The following is a 21,592-nucleotide window of genomic DNA, read 5'->3' as shown; positions in this document are numbered from 1 at the left end:
AATCCCAAGAATCGCCGAAAGCCCCTTTATTAGCACTACCTTCGCGCCGTAAAACAAAAAACCAGATTCCACCGAGGTCAATCGCATGGGATCGCAACACGAAAACATGACGTTTGAACAATTGGAACTGATCGCGCCTTTGCTGAAGGCGATCAAAGAAGAAAAGTACGAAACCCCCACCGCCATCCAGCAACAGGCCATACCGCCCCTGCTCAAAGGGCGCGACGTACTGGGCAGCGCACAGACCGGCACCGGCAAAACGGCGGCCTTTTCGCTGCCCATTTTGCAGCTGTTGTATCGCGACGGGCAACAGAACCAGCGCTCCCGCAACATCCGGGCCCTTATCGTAACCCCCACCCGCGAGCTGGCGATACAGATCGGGGAAAGCATTGCCGCTTACGGGAAGTACACCGGCCTGCGGCACACCGTCATTTTCGGCGGGGTGGGCCAGGGGTCCCAGACCGATGCGCTGCGGCGCGGGGTCGACATTTTGGTGGCCACCCCCGGGCGGCTGCTCGACCTGATGGACCAGGGGTACATTACCCTGAAGCACGTGGAGTACTTTGTGCTCGACGAGGCCGACCGCATGCTCGACATGGGCTTTATCCACGACATCCGCAAGCTGATCGCCGTGCTGCCGCGCGAGCGGCAGTCGCTCTTTTTCTCGGCCACCATGCCCGACAACATCGTGGAGCTGTCGCGCAAGATCCTCAACAACCCCGTAAAGGTGGCGGTAGACCCCGTTTCCTCGGCTGCGGAGACCATCCAGCAATACCTCTACTACACGAACAAAGCAACCAAGGGCGAGCTGTTGCTGCACCTGCTGGAGGACGCCGATATGGACCAGGTGCTGCTTTTTGCGCGCACCAAGCACGGGTCGGACAAAATCACCCGCAACCTGCAGAAGCACCGCATCCACGCGGCCGCCCTGCACGGGAACAAATCGCAGAACCAGCGCCAGAAGGCCCTGGGCGACTTCAAGGCCGGGCGCATCAGGGTGCTGGTAGCTACCGACATCGCGGCCCGGGGCATCGACATCGACCAGCTCCGCTATGTGATCAACTACGACATCCCCAACGTGGCGGAAACCTACGTCCACCGGATCGGCCGCTCGGGCCGGGCCGGGGAGGAAGGCACCTCCATCTCGCTCTGTGAGCCTGAGGAAAACGAATACATCCGCGATATCGAGAAACTCATCGGCCAGGAGCTCACCGTGGTGGAAGACCACCCGTTCCCGCAGACCGACCGCCCCATGAATGCGAAGGAAAAGCAGGAGCACGAAAAGGAGAAGCAGCGCCGCAAGCAGGAGTTCTTCGCCCAGCGCAAGCAGCACGGCGGCCGTCAGGGCGGCGGCTGGCGGCGGCGGTAGTTCGCGGCGGAGGAGGTAGTGGGTTAATTAGCGAATTAGCAAATTAGCCAATGGGTTCAGGGTTCGTGTTGGTGAGAAACCTCATGAATCGTATGCAGGCCTTTAGGAACCCACCCCTAAATCCCCTCCGGAGGAGGGGACCGTGCAGCGCTTCTTAGGTGATATTTCTCAGTCGGTCGTCCCGATAGCTATCGGGACTCCCTCCTTCGAAATGACCTATCCGCCTTCAGGCGGAGTGGTCACTCCGGCAACTCAATCTCCTCCCCCCACAGGTACTTCCCGAACCACTGCCAGTTGTGCCACATGGCGGCCAGGCGCTCTTTGGGCTTGGTGATGCCGTGGCCAAAGCCCTTGTAAACCACCAGTTTGGCCGGCACGCCCACGTCGCGCAGGCCCTGCAGCAGCTCATAGGCATTGGGGATGGGCACGCGCCGGTCGTTTTCCCCGTGCTGGATAAGGGTGGGGGTGGAGGCGTTGTTGATGTTGGTCATGGGCGAGGTGCGCTGGTAGATCTCCATATCTTCCCAGGGCGTGGCCTGCAGGTACTGGCGCGTAAAGGGGTGGATGTCGGTATTCACATAATAGGTGACCCAGTTCGAGATGCCGGCGCCCACCGAAAAGGCCTTGAATTTGTCGGAATTCGTGGCCAGGAAGGCCGAAATATACCCGCCCTGGCTCCAGCCCATACAGCCCACCTTGTCGGGGTCTATCAGGCCCTGCTTTTCCAGGTGGGCCACCCCCGAGAGCACATCCCAGGCATCACCCACCCCCAGGTTCCGCACGTTCAGGGAGCGGAAGGCCTCCCCATACCCGGCCGAACCGCGGTAGTTGGGCCGCAGCACCAGGGCCCCCTTGTTGAGCCACTGCACCATGGGGTACACGTAGGCCGGTACGGGTTCCGGGGCGGAAATGCCCGTCGGCCCCCCGTGGATGACCACCAGCAGGGGGTATTTTTTGGCGGGGTCGTAATCCCTGGGCTTGTGGAGCACCCCTTCGATGGTGGCCCCGTCCTGGCTTTGCCATTGGACCACCTCGCTTTGGGCGGTGGCCCAGCCCTCAATCTGGGGGGTGGCTGAGGCGATTACCGTACTGTTTTTAAACCCTGTGTCGGCCTTGCGGACCTCCCAGAGGCCGTCGTTCAGGCGGCCCAGCAGGGCCACCTGCTTCCCGCTTTTGTCGAAGGAAAGCTGCCAGGCCATATCGAGGCCCGTTGCGATTTCCCGGGCGCGGCCGGTGGCGGGGTCGATGCGGAATACGGGCCGGCGGGTTTTTTGCCAGGCCGTGCCGTAAATGCCGCTTTCGGTCCAGTGCAGGCCACCCAGGTCCTCGTCAAAATCGGCGGCCAGGGGGCGGGTACCCGAGCCGTCCAGCTCCATCCTGAAAATGCGGGAATTCTTGTAGTAATACGAGGTGGTGTCGGCCCCGGCGCTGCCGAAGAGGATGCTGCGGCTGTCGGGCGACCAGTCGATAAAGGTGTCTGAACTGGGGTTGCCCACCACCACCCGGTGGGTGCCGGAGGCCACGTCATAGATGGAAATGTCGGCATGCCGCGAGCTGTTGATCAGCGGGTCGGGCTGGCGGGTAAAGGCAATGTACCGGCCATCGGGCGACCATTTGAACCCGCGGATGTGGAAGTCGACGCTGTCGATGAGCGCGCGGGGTTTGCGGGCCGCTTTCCAGGCGGAATCGTTCGCCTGTTCGGGCAGGGGGGCTTCGGTGAGGCGGGCAGGCACCACGTCCTGCACCCAGAGCCGGGCGCGGCGGTATTCGGCATCGTCTACCTCAAAGGCGCCGTACTTCTCCTTGCGGGCCTCCTCGGCCTTTTTTTGGTCTTCCCTTCGCAAAAAGGCGATCTGCGCCCCGTCGGGCCGCCACTCGAAATCGCCCACGCCCCCTTCCACATCGGTCAGGGGGAAGGCCTCGCCCCCGGCCGTGCGCAGCAGGTAAATCTGGTCGTCGTTGCCCCGGTCCGACACAAAGGCGAGCCACTGTCCGTCGGGCGACCATTGGGCCCCCTGGCTGCTGCCTTTCGGGTTATGGGTCAGGGGGATGGGCGCGCCCCCGTCTTTGGAGAGCCAGAGCTCCCGGTCGAAGCGGTTTTCGGCCCAGTCGGTGGTGGTTTTCTCAAAGGCCACATGCCGCCCGTCGGGAGAAAGCACGGGGTTGGCGAGCCCTTCGAGGGAAATGACCTCTTCGAAGGAAGGGTTCTTCTGTGCGTGGCCCATACCGGTCAGCATGGTGAAGGCCCACAGCGAAAGCAGCAAACGGGTGTTCATAGGGGTAGGATGGAGTTAGGCCCCTGAAGATACGAAACGTGTGAGAACTCTTATCAATAATGAGCAGGTCTGGCCAGGTGAGGTTTCTCAGTCAGCCCTTTGCTGCGCTACACTCTTCCCCTCCTGGGAGGAAACACCTACCACAGGATTCCCCTCCTGGGAGGGGCCAGGGGTGGGTTTTCCGAGCCTACCCACCCCTAAATCCCCTCCGGAGGAGGGGACCGAGTTGTGCTTCCCGGGAGGGATTTTTCAGTCCCTGTTGGCGTTATTGTTCCACAGGCTCTTCCTTTCCCCGAAGTGCAGGCCGTGGAAATACGTTTCACTGGAAGCGGAGCTTGTGGGGCGTTACGGGAGTTCAGAAAGCAGGGTGTCAATATGGTTCAGGACGCCCTGTACCTGAACCAGCCCTGCACTATAATTATCGCGGTTCATGACCAGGATGCGCAGGATGTTGGTGTTGTTCAGGAAGGCATCCATGGAAATTACGCGCAAATACTTCCCGAATTTGAAATCGGTGATGTGATCCCGCATCAGGGGCAGCCATTCGTTGTTAAAGGAATACTCGATATCTTCCATCGCCAAAGAAGCCCTGGCGGTTTTGTCGTCGTAATACTGGCCGAGCAACAGCCGCAAGGTGTCTTTGGAAACAATATCGAGCCCTTTGGATTTAAGCACCTCATACGAACTGGTAAGGGGGTTGAAGCGCTCAAACCGGGCTACCCGGCCCAGCCAGAAGGGGATGCTATCGGGGAAGGCGCTCCTCTTTGAGGGGTCCAACAGCTTTCCGGATGCCGCTATAGCTTCCTGGTAACTTCGGGCAACCGCCTGCAGCACCATCTTGTCCTGAAGCAGGTTTTCTTTGATCTGCGCCAGCACCTCCTTTTCAAAGGCCCTGTTTTTCCGCACCTCGTTCCAGGTGTCGATCTGAAGCGCGATCAGGATCCCAAGCACCACCAGCACAATCTCCCCGATGGCGTATAACAGGTATTTGCGCGTGCGGTTTTCAGCCAGCAGGCTGAGGCGTAAGGTACGGAGGAAGCGGAACACAGCGGTGGGTTAACGGGTTGGGTGTTCCGAAGATAGGGGATTTTGGGGGACTATGCAGTGGGCAATGGAAGAATGCTGCGGGGGGGGAGCTGTCATTTCGAACCCCTGAAGTAGCGCGAAGCTCACTTCAGGGTGAAAATCTCATGAATGGTGTGCAGGACTCGATTAATGATATTTCTAGATAAGCTCCTTAGAGCGCTATTCTCTATTACCGGTGCCCTTCGAAGGGACCGATTAAGTCCTTCTTGGGAGGGAATATCAGTCAGGTTTCGAATATGGCATTTAATCTTTTCTCCGATTCAAACCAACTGAGTTTAGGAACTAGACTTCTGTTTCTTAAATTAGTAAATCTCGGAAAGAGGAAGCATTTTGGATTTTGGCAATTGAAAAAGTAAAACACCTATTGCGAGGACCAAATAAAAATGTAAATGAATTGAAATGTCTTGGACGAGCCAACTAATTACAAGAATCAAAAGGCTCTTGAGCAGAATTTGAGGAGTGCTATGTCTTCTGGGGAATCTCTTTTTAAGAAAGGGTTTGTCTAGCGATCGGGATTTCCAGAAGTAATTATCTAACCTTTTAACCTTAATTAGAAATAGTAAGGTTGAGAACAAGTTAATCAGAGGAAACATAAAAACACTCAGCACAATCACCGGCGCATTCGACAAAATGGAGGAGGGCGACGTTTGCTGGTTCGCCCCCAGGAACACCACGGCCTGGAAGGCCAGCAGGAAGCCCACGAAGAGTGAGCCGGAATCGCCCATAAACAGGCGTTTGGTGTACGAGAGGTTAAAGCGGAGGAAGCCCAGCAGGGCGCCCACCAGCACAAAGGAGGTGATGGCCATGGACGTGTCGCCGGCCACCAAAAAGAACCCCCCGAACACGATGGTGGCGATCAGGGCCAGGGAACCCGCCAGCCCGTCGATGCCGTCGATGAGGTTATAGGCGTTCACCACCAGCAGAAACACAAAGGTGGTAAACAAAACGGAGGCCAGGTAGGGCAGCTCGCCCAGGCCGAAAATGCCGTCGAGGCTTTCGATGCACCCCCCGCCCACAAAAATGGCCAGGCCGGCGGCCACCAGCTGCCCGGCGAACTTCTTGGCCGGGTCGAGCCCCACCATATCGTCTTTGATGCCCAGGAAAAACAAAATGGATATGCCCGCCATCAGGCTCAGGATGCGGGCCAGGGCCTCCTGGGGGCAATTGCCCAGGCACGAGAGGCTCATGGCCAGTACGCTGAAGGCGATAAAGATGCCCGCCCCCCCGTAGGTGGGTACGCGGTACTGGTGGGCGCTGCGCTCCCCGGGCTCTTCCATCAGGTTTTTGGCCTGGCTCAGGTAAATGATCACCGGGTACAGGTGCACCGACACCCAGTAGGCCAAAACGGCGGCAAGGGCGGTGATCGCATAGGGATTGGTAAGGGCAGTGTACAGTCCTTCTGGGAACATGGCGTGGCGTCTTAGAGAGGGGTCACGGCTGGAAGGCAGGGGCGCACCCCCTCCGGAAGGCTTCTGAATTCGTTGGTGATGGCGTGGATGTAGTTCTTTTTCATATAGCGGTTGGTTAGGGTTCTCTGTATTTCCGGGGCTTTCCGGCCCTGATTCGGGGGATACGACCAAAGGTATTCTCCCATGGGCGAACTTCCTTACGGGTTTCCTCAGGCCCGGGCACTAAATCGGTTTCGCAACTGTTAAAATCCGTTCAGAACAACCCCATATCCTTGGCCAGGGCAATCAGGTTGGGGATGTTTCGCGCCATGAAATAATCTTTCAGGCGGTTGATGCGTTTCTCCACGCTGCTCAGGCTGCTGGGGGTAATGCCCTGTTGGGCAAAGCGGTCGGCTATCTCTACCTGCGAGTACCCGCTGGCCAGTTCCTGCAACAGCAACAGGTCGTATTCATCGATTTCCAGGCTCGGGGCCTGGCTTAAGCTGCGCGACAATTCGGGCGACAGGTAAGTGGCCTTCCTGCTGATCGCTTCAATGGCCTGCACCATCTGCAGCGAGCTCTCCCGCCCCTTCAGCACATAGCCGTTTACGTTCAGCTCTTCCATGAATTCCCTGATTTTGTGCGCGCGGTCTTCGATGGAATAGATGATGGTGTGCAGGTCGGGCTGCAGGGCCTTGGCCTCGCAGATGAGTTCGTCCCCCGAGTGGAGCTGGCCGTTGCCGGGGCCCCCTTTAAACGACAGGTCGGTGATGAGCAGGTCGAAGGGCTCCCCGTCGAGCAGCGCCTTTTTGAGCTTCAGCAGGGCGTTGTCGCAATACTTGGCGTGGTCTATGGCAAAGGGGAAGGACGCACTGAGGGTGGCCGTGAGCCCGATGTTGATGCTGTCGATGTCTTCTACAACCAGGACCTTTTTGAACATAATGCGCGATTTTTGGTTCGGCAGGGAAGGCGGCTTCCGGGCCGCTTCCTTGCTGTCTTGTCCAAAACTACGGGCTCCTTTCATGGGTTCCTTACGGGTTTCCGCACAGGCCCCGAAAAGTTTGGGTTCCGGGGTGCGGGTTTCCGTAAGGCGAAAGTAGCGCAGCGGCCTGTCAGGGCCTCCGAAAATTAGCTGCATTGCAATGCAGGTATTTTTAAACCATCGGAAAACCGGGGCTTACCGCAGCAAAAAGGGCCCCTTGTCGATGCGGTACACCTTAATGCGCTTGTCCTGCTCCGAACGGTACGCACGGATGAGGTCTTCCTCGGTTTCCAGCAGGGTTTTAAAGCGGAAATTCAGGCTTTCCACCACCTGGTTGCGCACTTTGATGTTGTGTACGGGGTTCAGGTGGGGTTTTTCCACCAGGTCCAGCACCTGCTGGGCGGGCACGTCGCGGTCGGCCCGCAACAGCAGCAGCAGCACGGCCAGGGAGCGGGGGTCGATGTCGAGGCGTCGGCCTTTATAGCGCATGCCCCCTTCACCTACCAAAATCTTGTCGCGTTCGCGAAACCTGCGGCGCCCCAGCACCAGCAAACCTACCGCCAGGGCCGCCCCCAGCACCCCGCCGGCCGGCCCCCAGGGGAACCCGGCCCGCCCGTAAAGGGCTTCTTCCCGCACCGCAGGCCCCAGGAAGTCTTCAAGGGGCATGATTTCAAACCCGACCTTGCCATCCGGATCCCCTGCCCGTGGGCGGTTGAGGCTTTTGAGCACATAGAGCTGCCCGTCGGTGTAAAAAGAACCGCCCTGCCTGGCGTTGATGTCCATAGGCAACACCCCGTAATTTTTCGGGGTGATTTTATGGGTGGTCAGGCGGTTGTTCCCCGGGTCGACCAGAAAAAACTCATGGCGGTTTGGGTTCCCGAAGAGGATTTTGTCGCCCAGGTGGACCACCATGGGGTTCTTTTCGAAGTTGTCTTTCATGGAGCCCAGGAATTCCCACCGCTTTTCCCCCGTGTGGTACCGCCAGAGGTCCCTGTTCGGATGCATCCTCAGGGGGTCGATGGGGTCCAGAACCCTCCCCCCGAAGACGTACCAGTAGGGCCCGCTGCGGGTGATGTAGGAATTGTCGCTGCCCGGGGGTACTTCCTCGCTGCCGGTGGGGGCCACCACTTCCCATTCGCGGGAGGCCTTGCTGAAGTAGGTAAAGAAGTTGCGGTGCGACCAGAACCCGTACCCCCCATAGCGGAAAATGGTATCGTTCTCTACAAATAAGGTGGAACCAATCTGCATCTTGTGGGTAAAGGAATGGTCGAGGCGTCGGAGGCTGTCGCCTTTCAGGCGGTAGACCATCCCGCCCATCCCTTGGACCATGTACAGGGTGGAATCGGCGGTTACCACGTGGAACGACAGGGGAAAATCCGCATCCAACCGGGGAACCTTCACCAGCCGGCTTTGGCGGTAATCGGGCGCCAGGTACAGCCGGATGCTGTCGGGCCACATCGCGTAGAGGGTACGGGTGTGCGGGTCCACGGCCGTGCCCTTCAGGGTCCGCAGGTTCCCGATGGGCACCACCTGCGCCCCTCCCCGGGCCGGTGCCAGCAAAAAAAGGCCCGCCAGGGCCCCAAACAGAACGCGAGCGGTTTTCCCCATGGTCCTGTTAAAATAAAACTTTTTCGTCAATTCAGGGGCAGGGTAAACGAGCAGGCCAGGCCGCCCTTGTTTTCGGCCGGCAAGGTAAGGGTTCCGCCCGTAGCGCGGATACGGGTTTCCGCATTGGCCAGGCCGCTGCGCCCCTGCAGGGCCTCGGGGGGCAGGCCCACCCCGTTGTCTTTGTAGCGCACCTCCAGCCAGCGGCCGTTTCGGGTGAACTCCAGCAGGGCCAGGCTGGCCCCGCTGTGTTTTTTCAGGTTTACCAGCAGTTCCTGCACCACCCGGTAGCAGGTGGTCTGCCCGGTCTGGGAAAGCCGTTGCCACGGGATTTTGTCGAGCCCCCGCAGCACGATGCGGGTGCGCTCGTCGTTGTACCCGTCTATGAGTTCCTTGAGGCGGCGGTCGAAGGCCCCGTCGGCCGGTACCTCGGCCGTGTTGCGCGCAATGTTCCGGGTTTTGGCGTACACCTGGTCGAGCTGCCCCAGCACGAATTCCCGTTCGGCCTCCCCCTGCAACGACCGGCCCGAGGCGTAGTTCAGGATGTTGAACACGTCGTTGGCCAGTTCGTCGTGCACCTTTTTGGAGATCCGCGCCTCGGTTTCATAACTCGCCTCCAGCTGCCGGCGCCGCGCCCGGTTGCGCTGCAGGCGCATCAAAAGGACCCCCGTGGCCGCTACCCCCAGCAGCAGGACCCCCAGCAGGAGGTTGCGGGTGCGGGCCTGGCGGAGCTCCAGGGTTTTCTGGGCCGCATCCTGTTTGGCCAGCAGGTAGTTCTGCCGGTTCTTTTCGGTTTCGTACCGCACCTTGGCAAAGTTGTCGCGGGCACGGGCCCGCGCCCCCCCGAGGCTGTCGGCCAGGGCCTGGTAGGCCAGGGCGTGCGGCCGCGGGTCTTCCGCTACCCTGGTGAGCGCGGCCAGGGCCATAAGCTGTTCGTCGGGGTTTTCGAGTTCCTCCGAAAGCGCCCGCGCCTCCAGGGCGAAAGCCCGGGCCCGCTCCGGGTTGGCGGCCGCATGGAACTCCGAGAGGTTCAGGGTACTGAACAGCAGGCCTGCCTTGTAATCAAGGCCCTTGCGCAGCTGGTAAGCCTCCTGCAACAGGGCTTCGGCCCCGGGCTCCCCCAGGCGGGCTTTGGCCAGGCCCAGGTTGTCGAGCACCCGGGCCCGGTCGGTGGCCCGTTTTTCTTCGGCCAGTACCGGGTCGGCCCGCAATTCTTCCAGCAGGTCGCGCGCCTTTTCGTAGTGGCCCTGCAAAATGTACACCGCCGCCATGTTGTTGCGGATATTCAGGACGGCCAGGGGGGTACTTTCGACCTCCATGGCTTTTTGGTACCAGGCCAGGGCCTCGTCGTAGTTCTTCCGGTTCTTGGACGAAATCGCCAGGGCATTCACCAGGCCTGCCATCCAGCGATTATCTTCTTCCACGGGGCGGTTTTCGACGAAAGCCAGGCCCTCCACGGCCATGTCTTCGGCTTCCTGGTAATTGCCCCCGAAGTTCAGCAGGTTGGCCAGGTTCAGCAGTTTTTTTCCGGCATTGAGGCTGTCGCCCAGGGCTTTGTAGAGTTGTATGGCCTGGTAGTAGTGCTCCAGGGAAGCGTCGTACCGGTTGGCCATGCGGCTGTAGAACCCCAGGCGGAAGTGCCCGTTGGCCAGGGCCGCGCTGTCGCCCAGGGCCGCAGCCCGGGCCACCAGCTGCGCGCTGTAGTACACGGCGCTGTCGAGCTCCCCGGCGTTTCGGTGCAATCCTGCCCGGTGCCCGAGGAGGTAGAGCTCCAGGGTATCGCCCGTGCCCGCCCACTGCCGCAGGAGGGCCTCGTTGCGCCCGATCTTTTCCCCCGTGGCCACGGCCTTGTCGGCGCGCACGGCCTCATAGGCCGCCAGGGCGCTGTCTACCGCCACAGGCGCCGTCGCCGGCCCTTCGTTCCGCGCGCAACCCAGTACCACAATGCCGCCCAGCAGGCCGCCGATCCATCGCAGGTTCATGGAAGTAAAAATACGGGGTTTTGATGTCATTTCGAACCCCCTGAAGTAGAGCGAAGCTCACTTCAGGGGTGAGAAATCTCATTAATGATACGCAGGTGCCGCTTGCTGAGGTTTCTCAGTCCCTCTCCCCCTCCTTTGTCGGGGTCGAGGTCCTTCGAAATGACAGTAACACGCAATCGTAATTGGTCCAAAGGTGATTTTAAAAAGCCCCAGTGTTCAGGAATTCCCAGGCCGGATTAAAACTGCTAATGAGCTGCTCCTTTTTCTGCCTCCTCCATGCCTTGATTTCCTTTTCCCGCGCGATGGCCTTATGAATGCTGTCAAAACCTTCAAAATACACCAGGTAGTAGCAATTATATTTTCCGGCAAAGGCCTTGCTTCGTTTAAGACTATTTTGGTAATGTTTCGCCAAGCGGGCTTTTATGTCTCCGGTCACGCCCACGTAAAGGGTTGTCCGGTTTTTGTTTGTGGTGATATATACGAAATAGCGGAAAAACACCAGGGCAAGTTATAAATCGATGGTGAAGGCCTCATTCAGTTTCCCCATCATTTTCGATCCCCCCCCCTTGGTAGTGTGAAAACTGACCCCTAACTGTGCACTGTCATTTCGAACCCCCTGAAGTAGAGCGAAGCTCACTTCAGGGGTGAGAAACCTCAGGAATGACGTGCAGGTCTTGCTTGAAGAGATTTCTCAGTCAGTCGTCCCGATAGCAATCGGGAGGGGCCTCCTTCGAAATGACACTACCCCATCCCCCTAGCGTTTCCCCTTCACCACCCTCCGTTTCCCCACCGGGTTTAACGAATTCACCAGGCCCGATTGCACGCCTTTCCAGATGTAGTTGCCCAGGCCCTTGTAGGGGATGCGTTCCGCCTCGACCAGGCCCACCACGGTATGGCCGTGCCGGTTGGGGTTGGCGTCCTTCAGCAGGGTGTTGGCGGCCCAGGAGAGGGTTTTGCGGTCGTCTTTCCCGTCTTTGTGGAGGGACACGCTCAGGTCGTGGTACAACAGGGTCAATTCCCCGTGGAGCGACCAGGGGGTGCCGGTCATGGCGAACTGCAGCCCGTCGAGCCGCCCCGAGGTAAATTGCAGCCCTACCGCCGGCAGCACGGTTTTATTCAGGCTCTGGAAAGACGAAGTCCTGTCGGTTTGCCCCCGCACGCGGAAGGTGGGGGTGTGGTAGGGCAGTTCCAGGTGCACTTCCACGGGGATCGCCTGGTCCAGTTTGGCGGCGAGGTCGATCTCAAGGGGGGTGGGGCCTTTGAGGCTGTCGGGCAGGGTGGTGAGGTGGCGCACCTCGAGGGCAAGGTCCGAAAAATCAACCAGCAGGGGTGGCGCCCCTAATTCGGTCTGTTCGGCGTAGTTCATGGAGCTGTTTTTGACCGCTATGGAACCGATATGGAGCGGAAAATCAAGGGAGGCAAGGGCCTCCTGGGGCAGCAGCACCCTCTTTCCGGTATTGAAGGGTTTGGTTTTGTCGCGGAAGATCTTCAGGGCCAGGCTATCGACCGCTATATGCCCGATGGATACAATCCCGAGGTTCAGGAAGGCAGACATATCGAATGCGCTGAGCTTCAAATTTTTGATGTGGGCGTCGTAGATCTCGTAGCTATACCGGTTTTGTTCCCGGAAGGCCTGGTGGTCCTCCCGGGGGCTCAGGGCCATTTCCCTGATCTGGAGGTCCCGCGAGGCGAAGGTGTAGGTCAATTCCTTAAACCCCATCCGGTAAAGGTTTTGGGGCAGGGCCAAATGCTCGGGGTCGAGCGTTAGCACCAGCCCCCCGATATCGGGTTCGAAGAAGGAAGCCTCCGAATCTCCGGTCCGCTTCATGCCGAGGCCTTGCAGGCTTCCCCCCCTTGAGGTAAAGTGCATAAGGGTGTCGCCCGAGGAGGCGTTGCGCCGTGACAATTCGAAGTCTCCCAGGGTAAAACGCTCCAGGGTGAGGGCGGTAATGCCGGGCAGCCGGATGCCCTCCAGGGAGAACCCCCCGCCTTTTTTTTCCTTCTCAAGGGCCTCTTTGTGCCCTTCGGGGACCACCAGGTCGAGCCTAACCGAATCGATGCGGACCTCGCTGATGCGGATCTGTTTGTCCCAAAGGAAGTTCATCAGCCCCACCCCCCTCACGGTCACCTTGCTTACGCCGGCTTCCTTGAGGGCCTTCTCATGGGTTTCCCCCTTGAAGAATGCCTCCCGGTGGGCCTCCCGGGGCGTCATCCGGAAGTTGGTGAACGTTATGCGCTCGGCAAAGATGTCGATATCGATCCCCTCATAGGAAAAAGCGTAGGCAGGTTCCCCTTCGCCCCCCGTCACCTCTATTTTCTGCCGCACATAGCGGTCCAGCGATTCCTCCAAAATGCGGTTCAGGGCGCCTGTCCCGAATACGACCGCCAGGACCAGCACCAACGCCAGGCCAGAGAACAGGAACTTCTTTTTGCGCGATAAAGCCATAGGGAATCAGTTGTCGCCTAAAGATATGCGAAATCTGATTACGGATGTGCAGGCCTTGTTCGTAAACCCACCCCTAAATCCCCTCCGGAGGAGGGGACCGTGCAGCGCTGCTTAGGTGAGATTTCTCAGTCGCCCCGATAGCTATCGGGGCTCCTTCGAAATGACACTAACACAAATCATAATAAGGCACACAAGAGCCCATTTTTTAAAAGTGACCTCTCCTTGAGGAGCCCCGAAGGATTACCAGCGATAGCGGTGGCGGGAGCGGACCAGCGGTGAGCCTAGCGAACAGGAAGCAGGGAGCGACCTTAGCCATCCGCGGTTTTGGCCATAGGCCAAAAACCGCCTTTAATCCTTCGAAAGTGGTCTTTTTCTTTGCCTCTTTCTTTTGGACCAGCAAAAGAAAGAGGAACAAAGGTGCGAGCCAAAGCGAGCACCGCAAAACGCCCACTCGGGGCGGTATGCCCCAAGGTGAGAAATCTCATGAATGATGTGAAGGTCTAGTTCGGTGGACCCACCCCTAAATCCCCTCCGTGGGAGGGGACCGTGCAGCGCTCCTTAGGTGAGATTTCTCAGTCAGCCCTTTACGGGCCTCCTTCGAAAGGACAGTAACGCGTAACCTCGAGCATGCACGAGAATGCCCGTTTAATGAAGAGGACTTAAACTTGAGGGGGCCCGAAGGATTTCCAGCGATAGCGGTGGCGGGAGCGGATCAGCGGTGAGCCTAGCGAACAGGAAGCAGGGAGCGACCTTAGCCATCCGCGGTTTTGGCCATAGGCCAAAAATCGCCTTTAATCCTTCGAAAGAGGTCCTTTTCTTTGCCTCTTTCTTTTGGACCAGCAAAAGAAAGAGGAACAACTGTGCGAGCCAAAGCGAGCACCGCAAAACGCCCACTCGGGGCGGTATGCCCCAAGGTGAGAAATCTCATGAATGATGTGAAGGTCTAGTTAGGTGGACCCACCCCTAAATCCCCTCAGGAGGAGGGGACCGTGCAGCGCTCCTTAGGTGAGATTTCTCAGTCGCCCCGTCGAATCAGTACTAACGACTTTACTCCTCCCGCACCAGCGAGGCGTAATGCCGGTACCGCTCCATGATCTGCTTTACATAGCGATAGGGTTCCACCCCGCGCAGGTAGCCGTGCTGCACGACCTCATGGTAGTAGTTTTTGGGGTAGCTCAGGGCCAGGATCATCTGGTCGACATTTTGGTCCCAGCAATTCGGGTCCACCCCGCGCACGGTCGCCAGGCGCTGGGCATCCTGCACGTGGCCCAGGCCGCAGTTGTAGGCCGCCAGGGTAAATTTCACCCGTTCCAGGGAATCGGGCACCGCGGCAAAGGCCCGGGAAAGCTGTTCGAGGTAGCGCACCCCGCCGGCGAGGCTTTGGCCCGGGTCGGAAGGGTCGGCCACCTTGAGTTCTTCTGCGGTGGCGGGCATCAGCTGCATGAGGCCTGTAGCCCCGGTCCAGGCGGTAGCCTCCGGGTTGAATCGCGATTCCTGGTACACCATGGAGGCCAGCAACCGCCAGTCCCACCCCAGGCGGGCGGCGTGGGCCTTTAGCAGGGTATCGTACTGGCTGATCCGCCCCTCGGCCAGGCTGTAGAATTCGCTCTGGATGCGGCGGTTGAAACTGCGGGGGTTCTCGAAGTATTTGTTGTAGATATAGTTGAAGTCGTGCCCTTTTTTCTCCTTTAGTAGCCACTGGTCCACGGCTTGCAGCAATTCCGGGGCGTTTTTTCGCACGGCCCACCCGATGCGCTGCGAAAAGCTCACCGGCACGCTTACGTCCAGGATGGGGTAACTGGAGGCGTTGATGCGCGCCAGGTTGCGGTCGGCCACCGTGTACTTGATGTGCCCGTCCACCACCTGTTTGATGATCTCGTCGGTGGAAAGGTTGCCCTCCAGGGTATCGATCACGATGGCCCCCCCGATTTCGCGTGAGAGGTTGGCCAGGCGTTTGAGGTACGAGGAGTTCTTGCGGACGCTTACCGTGTCGCCGATCAGCTGCACGGGGTCCTGTATGGTCTGGTTGCGGATCTGGTCGAGGGTCATTTGCCTCCAGGCGGCCGGTTTGCGCTGCACCAGCACCTGTTTGGTCAGGTAAAGCGATTCGGTAAAGGCCACTTCCTGCTGCCGCCCTTCGGTAATGGCCAGGCCGTGGGCCACCACGTCTACCTGCCCGCTTTGGAGCACCTCCAACATCTGGTCGAGGTCCCGGGCGACCCGCAACTCCAGTTCAAGCCCCAGGTGGGCCGCCAGGCGTTTGAGCAGCTCGTATTCATACCCCATGGGCTGGCCCTTGTAGAGGAAGTAGCCGGTGGCGCTATAGACGATCAGGGCCCGCAGGCGGCCTTCCGACCGGATGTCCTTCAGGTCGCGCCGCACCTCCGGCAGGCGGTCCTCAGAAGTTTCCCCGGCCCGGCCCCACTGGCACGACCAAAGCAGCAGTGCCAGCGACAGCAATAGCCCGATCCGTATGAAAAGCGTTTTCAAAGCGAGGTAATATAGCATAAACCGGGGATATCCCGAAAGGGGACCCCGTAAACGGCATCAAACCGGGCGGTTGGCCTCAGTTCGATACAAGGTCGGCAGCCCGCTGGAGCGAACCCGCCAGTTCCTGCGAAAGCCCTCCCATCCAGAGGGAGGATCCGTGCTCCAAAACCATGGCCACGAGCCCGGCTGCAAGCAGCAGGGCGGCGATCGCCAGGCAGCGCGCACAGAACAGTTTTTCGTCGGATTTCATGCTATTAATCGGTTGGTGTTCAGCATGAAACTAAGAAATTCCCCTTACATTAACAAATATTTAAGAAAAAACGCCCCATTTCAGGTTAGAACTGGAAATAGATGAACTGCTCCCCGCTTCCCTGCGAAAGGAAAATCAGGAAGAGCATTACCCCCCAGGCCAGGCCCAGGACCCAGGGTGAGGTTTTCGCGGCCACCTCTTTCATGCTGCGGTCGCGCATCACCCAGTGGCAGAGGAACATGGCCGTAACCACGACCAGGACCTGTACGATGGTGGCCAGCTCCAGGGTTTTTTCGCCCCCGGTCCGCAGCCACAGCATGGAGGTGATCATGTCCCAGGCGGTGGAAAATTCCCGGGCCCGGAAAAAGACCCAGGTGATGTTTACGCAGCTAAAGGTGGTAAAGGCCAGGAAAAGCCCGTTGCGCGCGGTAATCTTAAAGGGGAGGTAGCGCCGCTGCAACCGCTCCAGGATGAGGTAACTGCCGTGCAGCCCGCCCCAGACGATAAAGGTCCAGGCCGCCCCGTGCCACAGCCCGCCCAGCAGCATGGTGACCATGAGGGCCACATACATGCGCAGGATCCCATGCCGGTTGCCGCCCAGGGGGATGTAGAGGTAGTCGCGCAACCAGCTCGACAGGGTAATGTGCCACCGCTTCCACAAATCGGAAAAGCCCAGGGAAGCGTAGGGGTAGCGGAAGTTGTCGGGAAGGAATATGCCCAGCATCAGGGCCACCCCGATGGCGCAGGTGGAATACCCGGCAAAATCGAAAAAGATCTGCCCCGAAAAGGCCAGGGTACCCGTCCAGGCGTCTACCGGGTGCAGCAGCTTCCCGGCCCCGAACACCGTGTCAGCCGCATCGGCCAGCAGGGTATCGGCCAGCACCACCTTCTGGAACAGCCCGATGGTCAGCAGGAACAGCCCCCAGATAAACTGGTTGGCCGTGGCCTTTTTTTCTTCGTAAAACTGCGTGATCAGGTCGCCCGCCCGCACGATGGGCCCGGCCACCAGCTGGGGGAAGAAGGTCACGTACAGGGCAAAATCGAGGAAGGTCCTGGCCCGCTCGGTGCGTTTGAGGTACATGTCGATGGTGTACGACATGGTCTGGAAGGTGTAGAACGAAATCCCCATGGGCAAAATGATGTCGAGGGGGGCGGGTTGGAAGTCCCACCCGATCTGGTTCACCAGCCAGGTGAAGTTTTTCAAAAAGAAGTCGCCGTACTTGAAAAAGCTCAGGAACCCCAGGTTTACCACCATGCTCAGCACCAGCCAGCCTTTTCGGCGGTGGGGATTTTCTTCCACCGCCAGCTTCTTGCCGGCCACCCAGTCGACCACAGTGGAAAACCACAACAGCAGCACCAGGGGCGGGTTCCACAGGCCGTAGAACACGTAGCTGGCCAGCAGCAACATGCCTTTTTTGCCTTTCCAGTTCAGTAAGGGGGCGTAATACAGGGCCAGTACCACCGCCAGGAATACGATAAATATGAGGGAGTTGAATAACAAGGCAGCGGGGCTTAGCGGTTAGGGATGGCGCCGTCGGCCTGCATCAGGCGTACCAGCTCTTGGGTGAAGTAATCGGCGTCGGGCCCGGATAAATGCGATTCTTCCGGGCAGGTAAGGCCTTTCAGGGATTCGTAATCCTCGAAGTGGTAGGCGGGCACCTGGGCCTGTGCTACCAGGTCGTCCCAGAAGTCAGTCCGGGGGGTGACGTGCTTTTCGGCCTCCCGGAAGCCCCCATTCGAGGGGCAGCGCACCAGGACGAGGCTTCCTCCCCGGGCCCTGAAGGCTTCCAGGTCAGACAGGAAAAAGGCCATGGTGGCGTCTTTGTCGGGGGGCGGGGCCCCTTTTCCGAAAAAAGCCCATACCCGGGCCACGCTGTTGGCCAGGGCGGTGTCGGTAACCGTCTGCGGGGTCATCCGCATGTTCCGGTCCGCGGACACCTCGCCAAAAAAGTAAAAAGGCGGCATTTGCGGGGCTCCGGTGCGGTTGCCCAGGCGGATGCGCCCGAGCAGCGACTTCAGGTCGATGTCGTCGGCCCACTCTTCCTCGTCCCCGCTCATGAACACGAGGTTTTGCTGCAAAAAGGCCGACAGGGGGTAGTTCAGGCGCTGGGCGTAGGTGCGCTCCTGGTAATGGTCCACCTTCCCCTGTATCCGCTCCCAGGGGGGGGCCATGGGGAAGGTGGTGGAAAAGAACAGGGGCGGGGTCACCCCCATAATGACGGTACCCCTGAAATCGGTATTGCGCACGATGTCGTGGAAAGCGGGCAGGGGTGAAGACCCGGTAGCGGAAAGCTGGATGGGCTTGCGGCCCGTGGCCGCTTCGAAGGCCCCGACCTGGATGTCGAAGTAGGCCCTGGAGGACCCGACGATCACAAAATCTTTCTCGGTGGCTTCTTCTACCCGGGCCCGGTGTACGGCCCAAAGGTCCTTGTCGTCGTTAAGCGTCGGCCAGTAACCCTGGCCGCGCCAGTAAAGTTCCCATGCGGAAATACTGGCCAGGCTGACCGCAAGCGCGATCAGCGCAGATTGTTTGAGGGACATAATTGGTTTGGTTGGTTGTTTAGTAGCTTCGAATATAGGTCTTTTTGAAGCCGCTTTAACATTTAAGGCCCTGATTTTTAAGAGGTACCTCCTTTGTCATTTCGAACCCCTGAAGTAGAGCGAAGCTCACTTCAGGGGTGAGAAATCTCATCAACGATGAGCAGGTACCGTTTGGAGGGATTTTTCAGGAAGCCCCTTGCTGAGCTACACTCTTCCCCTCCCGGGAGGTAAACACCTACCATAGTGTTCCCCTCCTGGGAGGGGTCAGGGGTGGGTTTTCCGGGCACACCCACCCCTAAATCCCCTCCGAAGGAGGGGACCGAGTTGTGCTTCCCGGGAGGGATTTCTCAGTCGGCCCTCCCCCCGATAGTCCCGATAGCTATCGGGAGGGGTCCTTCGAAATGAAACGGGTGGTGTGCAATCCCCCCAACCCCCTCTTTCTCAACCTTCCGGAATTATTTACCTACCTTGTATGCCACTCAACAACGGAAAAACCTTTAAAACCAACCAACCCATGAACACCCTTAAAATGACCTTCACCCTTCTGGCACTGGCCTGCAGCGGCCTTGTTGCCGCCCAGACCATGACCCTCGAAGAGCGGAATGAACGCATCCGCGAGCGCTGGAACCGCAGCCTGGTAGACAACGAGAAATACATCTTCAACAAACAACCCAACCAATTGCTGGCCAATACCATAGAAGCCGTTACGCCGGGCACGGCCCTGGTGGTCGCGATGGGGCAGGGGCGCAATGCCCTCCACCTGGCCCGCAAGGGTTGGGAGGTGACCGGGTTCGACCTGGCCGACAAGGCGGTGGCTTATGCCATGGACCAGGCTGCGAAGGAAGGCCTGGAACTCACCACCTATATCGAGAGCTACGAGGTATTCGACTACGGCACCGAACAATGGGACCTCATTACCTGGCTCTACGGGGGCTGCCTGCAGGGGATTGAAGGCATCACGGGCACCCTGAAGGAGGCCCTGAAGCCTGGCGGGCTCTTCGTTTTTGAGTTTTTCCACCGCGAAGCGGGCATAGGCATGGGCCGCCCGGATTTTGGCTGCGTGGCGGGCTCAGTGAGGGAACGCTTTGAGAAGAAAGGCGGGTTTGAAGTATTGCTCTATGAGGAAACCATGGGGATGGCCGATTACGGCATGGATGAGCAAAAGCTTATCTATATGGTGCTCACCAAAAAATAGGGGGTCACGGCCGGCCCGGTTTTTTCCCCAGGAGGTAGCTGAGGGCCCCGATGCCCAGGATGAGCAGGCCCATGAGGCTTTCTTCCGGCTGGTTGGCCAGCAGGTAGCCCAGGATCCAAAGGCTCAGCAACAGGAAAAGGGCGGGCAGCAACGGGTACCATGGGGCCCGGAAACGGTCTGCAGCATCTTTTCCACGCCTCAGCACAAATACCCCGGCCACGACCAGGGCCGAGCTGAGCTGCAAAATAAACCCGCAGTACAGCAGGACGCTTTCAAAGGTACCCGTAACCACGTAGGCAATGCTGATGGCGGCCTGGAACCAGATGGCGGTTACCGGGATGCCATTGGCATTCTTTCGTTTTAAAAAGCCCCAGAGGGGGTAGTCGGCACCCATGGCCATCGACACCCTTGGCCCCACCCATACCATGGCGCTGATGCTGGAGACCAGGAACAGGGCGATCAGCAGGTTGATCAGTTGCGCGCCCCCGGCGCCGAAGACGCTGGTAGCGAAGACGTGGCCCACATCCAGCGCCCCCTTCAGGGACGACAGGGTGCCGTGGCGCAGGAAAACCAGTTGCAGCAGCACGTACAGCAGGGTTACCAGCAGGGTCCCCTGCACCAGGGCTTTGGGCAGGTTGATTTTCGGGCGGTCGACCTCTTCGATGATGTAGGCGGCCGCATTCCAGCCGGTGTACGAATAGCTGACATACACAAAGGCAATGGCGTAGGCGGGGGTGGTGATTTCTGAAATCCAGCCCCCGGAGAAATCCAGGGCGTTCGCCTCCTGGCTGACCAGAAGGCCTGCCCCGATCAAAAAGGCGATCAGCAATACCTTGAACCAGGTGGCAAACGACTGGAACCGGCTGCTGGTGCGCAGGCTGAAGGAGTGCACCCCCGAGAGCAACACCACGGCCCCCACAGCCAGGATGCCCGGCGACAGGGGCACCACGTGGGTCAGGTAGGCCCCCAGGGCCATCGCGGCCAGGGCCACCGGCGCGGCAAACCCAACCACCAGCGAGACCCACCCGGCCAGGTACCCCATAACCGGGTGGTAGAGGCGGGTGAGGAAGGTGTACTCGCCCCCCGATTTCGGGTAGGCGCAGCCCACTTCGGCATAGCACAGGGCGCCGATCAGGGCCATCGCCCCACCCAGGACCCAGAGGATGGCGATAGCCCACGTATTCTGGATGTCGACCAGCTGGAACCCCAGGCTGGTGAACACCCCGGTGCCGATCATGTTGGCCACCACCAGGGCCGCGGCCACTTTCCAGCCAATTTTTTTGGTTTCGCTCATGGGTCTTCCCGATCGTTGTTTTTCCGGCCTTTCAGGTACTCCCGCAGTAACCGTATACCCAGCCGGGCAAACAGGATAATGGCGATAAGGGTAATGAGATCAATGGCCTCCACCGGTGTTTCGTTTTAAGGGTATCAGGGCCTAGCCGGTAATCCCGTCCCCGTCTATATCGCGGGAAACGTGTTGTTCCAGGGCCCCCAGGGTTTTTCGGAGCAGCTCCCGCGTGGCGGCGAGGTCCGTTTCGAGCTGCGCCACCCGGTCTTCCAGGTTGTTCGCTTTTTTTTCCTGCTTGTCCAGCTCGTCCTGTTGCATGAGGTCCCAGAATATTCCCATAGTGCGGAGGTTTAATGCGCCTTTGCATGCCCCTGAGGCCGAAACGCCGGGGGTCCTTTCCTTAGGGCAGGGCGCGAACAGGGTTTAAGGTAGCGATTTCCGGCGGAATGGGGGTGGGATGTGGCCTTAAATCTCATCAATGATGGGCAGGTGCCGCTTGGTGAGGTTTCTCAGTCGGCCCTCCGGTCCTCCTTCGAAATGACACCGATCGAGTGCACATGTCATTTCGAACCCCCTGAAGTGAGCTTCGCTCTACTTCAGGGGTGAGAAATCCCATGAATGATGTGCAGGTCTTTTGGAACCCACCCCTAAATCCCCTCCGGAGGAGGGGACCGTGCAGGGCTTCTTAGGTGAG

Annotated in this window: 17 protein-coding genes; 2 read left to right on the top strand and 15 right to left on the bottom strand. The window is 59.2% G+C overall.

The genetic code is table 11. The features are described from left to right. The first annotated feature begins 106 nt into the window (after positions 1 to 106). A complete protein-coding gene (locus tag NG653_RS13315) occupies positions 107 to 1,369 on the top strand; it encodes a DEAD/DEAH box helicase (RefSeq protein WP_252742219.1) in 1,263 nt (420 codons plus the stop codon). A 239-nt stretch (positions 1,370 to 1,608) separates the two neighbouring features. On the opposite strand, the gene NG653_RS13310 is transcribed toward NG653_RS13315, so the two are convergent. The 13 genes from NG653_RS13310 to NG653_RS13250 form a co-directional block, all read right to left on the bottom strand. Continuing rightward, positions 1,609 to 3,645: a S9 family peptidase gene (locus NG653_RS13310; protein WP_252742212.1), complete on the bottom strand. Its 2,037-nt coding sequence runs from the start codon at positions 3,643 to 3,645 to the stop codon at positions 1,609 to 1,611. Between the two features lie 345 nt (positions 3,646 to 3,990). Then, complete coding sequence (locus NG653_RS13305) at positions 3,991 to 4,692, bottom strand: DUF6090 family protein (protein ID WP_252742211.1); 702 nt, start codon at positions 4,690 to 4,692, stop codon at positions 3,991 to 3,993. Between the two features lie 341 nt (positions 4,693 to 5,033). After that, complete coding sequence (locus NG653_RS13300; RefSeq protein ID WP_252742210.1) at positions 5,034 to 6,140, bottom strand: MraY family glycosyltransferase; 1,107 nt, start codon at positions 6,138 to 6,140, stop codon at positions 5,034 to 5,036. 11 nt (positions 6,141 to 6,151) lie between these two features. Further along, on the bottom strand, positions 6,152 to 6,325 hold the full coding sequence (locus NG653_RS13295) for a hypothetical protein (protein WP_252742209.1): 174 nt from the start codon (positions 6,323 to 6,325) through the stop codon (positions 6,152 to 6,154). 68 nt (positions 6,326 to 6,393) lie between these two features. Next, positions 6,394 to 7,257: a DNA-binding response regulator gene (locus tag NG653_RS13290; RefSeq protein ID WP_252742208.1), complete on the bottom strand. Its 864-nt coding sequence runs from the start codon at positions 7,255 to 7,257 to the stop codon at positions 6,394 to 6,396. A gap of 39 nt (positions 7,258 to 7,296) precedes the next feature. Continuing rightward, entirely contained in the window at positions 7,297 to 8,709 is a 1,413-nt protein-coding gene (locus NG653_RS13285) for a hypothetical protein (protein WP_252742207.1), read from the bottom strand. A 26-nt stretch (positions 8,710 to 8,735) separates the two neighbouring features. Next, positions 8,736 to 10,688: a tetratricopeptide repeat-containing sensor histidine kinase gene (locus NG653_RS13280; RefSeq protein WP_252742206.1), complete on the bottom strand. Its 1,953-nt coding sequence runs from the start codon at positions 10,686 to 10,688 to the stop codon at positions 8,736 to 8,738. A 199-nt stretch (positions 10,689 to 10,887) separates the two neighbouring features. Next, a complete protein-coding gene (locus NG653_RS13275) occupies positions 10,888 to 11,187 on the bottom strand; it encodes a GIY-YIG nuclease family protein (protein ID WP_252742205.1) in 300 nt (99 codons plus the stop codon). A gap of 255 nt (positions 11,188 to 11,442) precedes the next feature. Continuing rightward, positions 11,443 to 13,134: a DUF748 domain-containing protein gene (locus NG653_RS13270; RefSeq protein ID WP_252742204.1), complete on the bottom strand. Its 1,692-nt coding sequence runs from the start codon at positions 13,132 to 13,134 to the stop codon at positions 11,443 to 11,445. A gap of 1,047 nt (positions 13,135 to 14,181) precedes the next feature. Beyond that, the gene (locus NG653_RS13265) at positions 14,182 to 15,624 is read right to left on the bottom strand and encodes an MltF family protein (protein WP_252742203.1); all 1,443 of its coding nucleotides are present in this window, start codon (positions 15,622 to 15,624) and stop codon (positions 14,182 to 14,184) included. Between the two features lie 76 nt (positions 15,625 to 15,700). After that, on the bottom strand, positions 15,701 to 15,874 hold the full coding sequence (locus tag NG653_RS13260; protein ID WP_252742202.1) for a hypothetical protein: 174 nt from the start codon (positions 15,872 to 15,874) through the stop codon (positions 15,701 to 15,703). Positions 15,875 to 15,959: 85 nt separating this feature from the next. Beyond that, a complete protein-coding gene (locus tag NG653_RS13255) occupies positions 15,960 to 17,375 on the bottom strand; it encodes an MBOAT family O-acyltransferase (RefSeq protein WP_252742201.1) in 1,416 nt (471 codons plus the stop codon). 11 nt (positions 17,376 to 17,386) lie between these two features. Continuing rightward, positions 17,387 to 18,415 (bottom strand): hypothetical protein, encoded by a 1,029-nt coding sequence (locus tag NG653_RS13250; protein ID WP_252742200.1) that lies wholly within the window; start codon positions 18,413 to 18,415, stop codon positions 17,387 to 17,389. A 514-nt stretch (positions 18,416 to 18,929) separates the two neighbouring features. Between NG653_RS13250 and NG653_RS13245 the strand changes: the two genes are divergently transcribed. Further along, positions 18,930 to 19,610 (top strand): class I SAM-dependent methyltransferase, encoded by a 681-nt coding sequence (locus tag NG653_RS13245; protein WP_252742199.1) that lies wholly within the window; start codon positions 18,930 to 18,932, stop codon positions 19,608 to 19,610. A gap of 4 nt (positions 19,611 to 19,614) precedes the next feature. Here the strand turns inward: NG653_RS13245 and NG653_RS13240 are convergent, their stop codons facing one another. Then, positions 19,615 to 20,904, bottom strand: coding sequence for an APC family permease (locus tag NG653_RS13240; protein WP_252742198.1), 1,290 nt, complete (start codon positions 20,902 to 20,904; stop codon positions 19,615 to 19,617). Between the two features lie 141 nt (positions 20,905 to 21,045). Then, positions 21,046 to 21,237, bottom strand: a complete 192-nt coding sequence (locus tag NG653_RS13235; protein ID WP_252742197.1) for a hypothetical protein — start codon at positions 21,235 to 21,237, stop codon at positions 21,046 to 21,048. Between the last annotated feature and the right edge of the window lie 355 nt (positions 21,238 to 21,592).

It is taken from the genome of Robiginitalea marina (assembly GCF_024006985.1).
GTDB lineage: Bacteria > Bacteroidota > Bacteroidia > Flavobacteriales > Flavobacteriaceae > Robiginitalea > Robiginitalea marina.
Note: the sequence above shows the minus strand (reverse complement) of the source record. Positions and strands in the feature narration are given on the sequence as shown.

Excerpts from the sequence above, each read along its gene's own strand:
- NG653_RS13315 (WP_252742219.1), top strand. The coding sequence starts at position 107 with ATGACGTTTGAACAATTGGAACTGATCGCGCCTTTGCTGAAGGCGATC.
- NG653_RS13310 (WP_252742212.1), bottom strand. The coding sequence starts at position 3,645 with ATGAACACCCGTTTGCTGCTTTCGCTGTGGGCCTTCACCATGCTGACC.
- NG653_RS13300 (WP_252742210.1), bottom strand. The coding sequence starts at position 6,140 with ATGTTCCCAGAAGGACTGTACACTGCCCTTACCAATCCCTATGCGATC.
- NG653_RS13295 (WP_252742209.1), bottom strand. The coding sequence starts at position 6,325 with ATGGGAGAATACCTTTGGTCGTATCCCCCGAATCAGGGCCGGAAAGCC.
- NG653_RS13290 (WP_252742208.1), bottom strand. The coding sequence starts at position 7,257 with ATGCAGCTAATTTTCGGAGGCCCTGACAGGCCGCTGCGCTACTTTCGC.
- NG653_RS13285 (WP_252742207.1), bottom strand. The coding sequence starts at position 8,709 with ATGGGGAAAACCGCTCGCGTTCTGTTTGGGGCCCTGGCGGGCCTTTTT.
- NG653_RS13280 (WP_252742206.1), bottom strand. The coding sequence starts at position 10,688 with ATGAACCTGCGATGGATCGGCGGCCTGCTGGGCGGCATTGTGGTACTG.
- NG653_RS13270 (WP_252742204.1), bottom strand. The coding sequence starts at position 13,134 with ATGGCTTTATCGCGCAAAAAGAAGTTCCTGTTCTCTGGCCTGGCGTTG.
- NG653_RS13260 (WP_252742202.1), bottom strand. The coding sequence starts at position 15,874 with ATGAAATCCGACGAAAAACTGTTCTGTGCGCGCTGCCTGGCGATCGCC.
- NG653_RS13250 (WP_252742200.1), bottom strand. The coding sequence starts at position 18,415 with ATGTCCCTCAAACAATCTGCGCTGATCGCGCTTGCGGTCAGCCTGGCC.
- NG653_RS13245 (WP_252742199.1), top strand. The coding sequence starts at position 18,930 with ATGAACACCCTTAAAATGACCTTCACCCTTCTGGCACTGGCCTGCAGC.
- NG653_RS13240 (WP_252742198.1), bottom strand. The coding sequence starts at position 20,904 with ATGAGCGAAACCAAAAAAATTGGCTGGAAAGTGGCCGCGGCCCTGGTG.
- NG653_RS13235 (WP_252742197.1), bottom strand. The coding sequence starts at position 21,237 with ATGGGAATATTCTGGGACCTCATGCAACAGGACGAGCTGGACAAGCAG.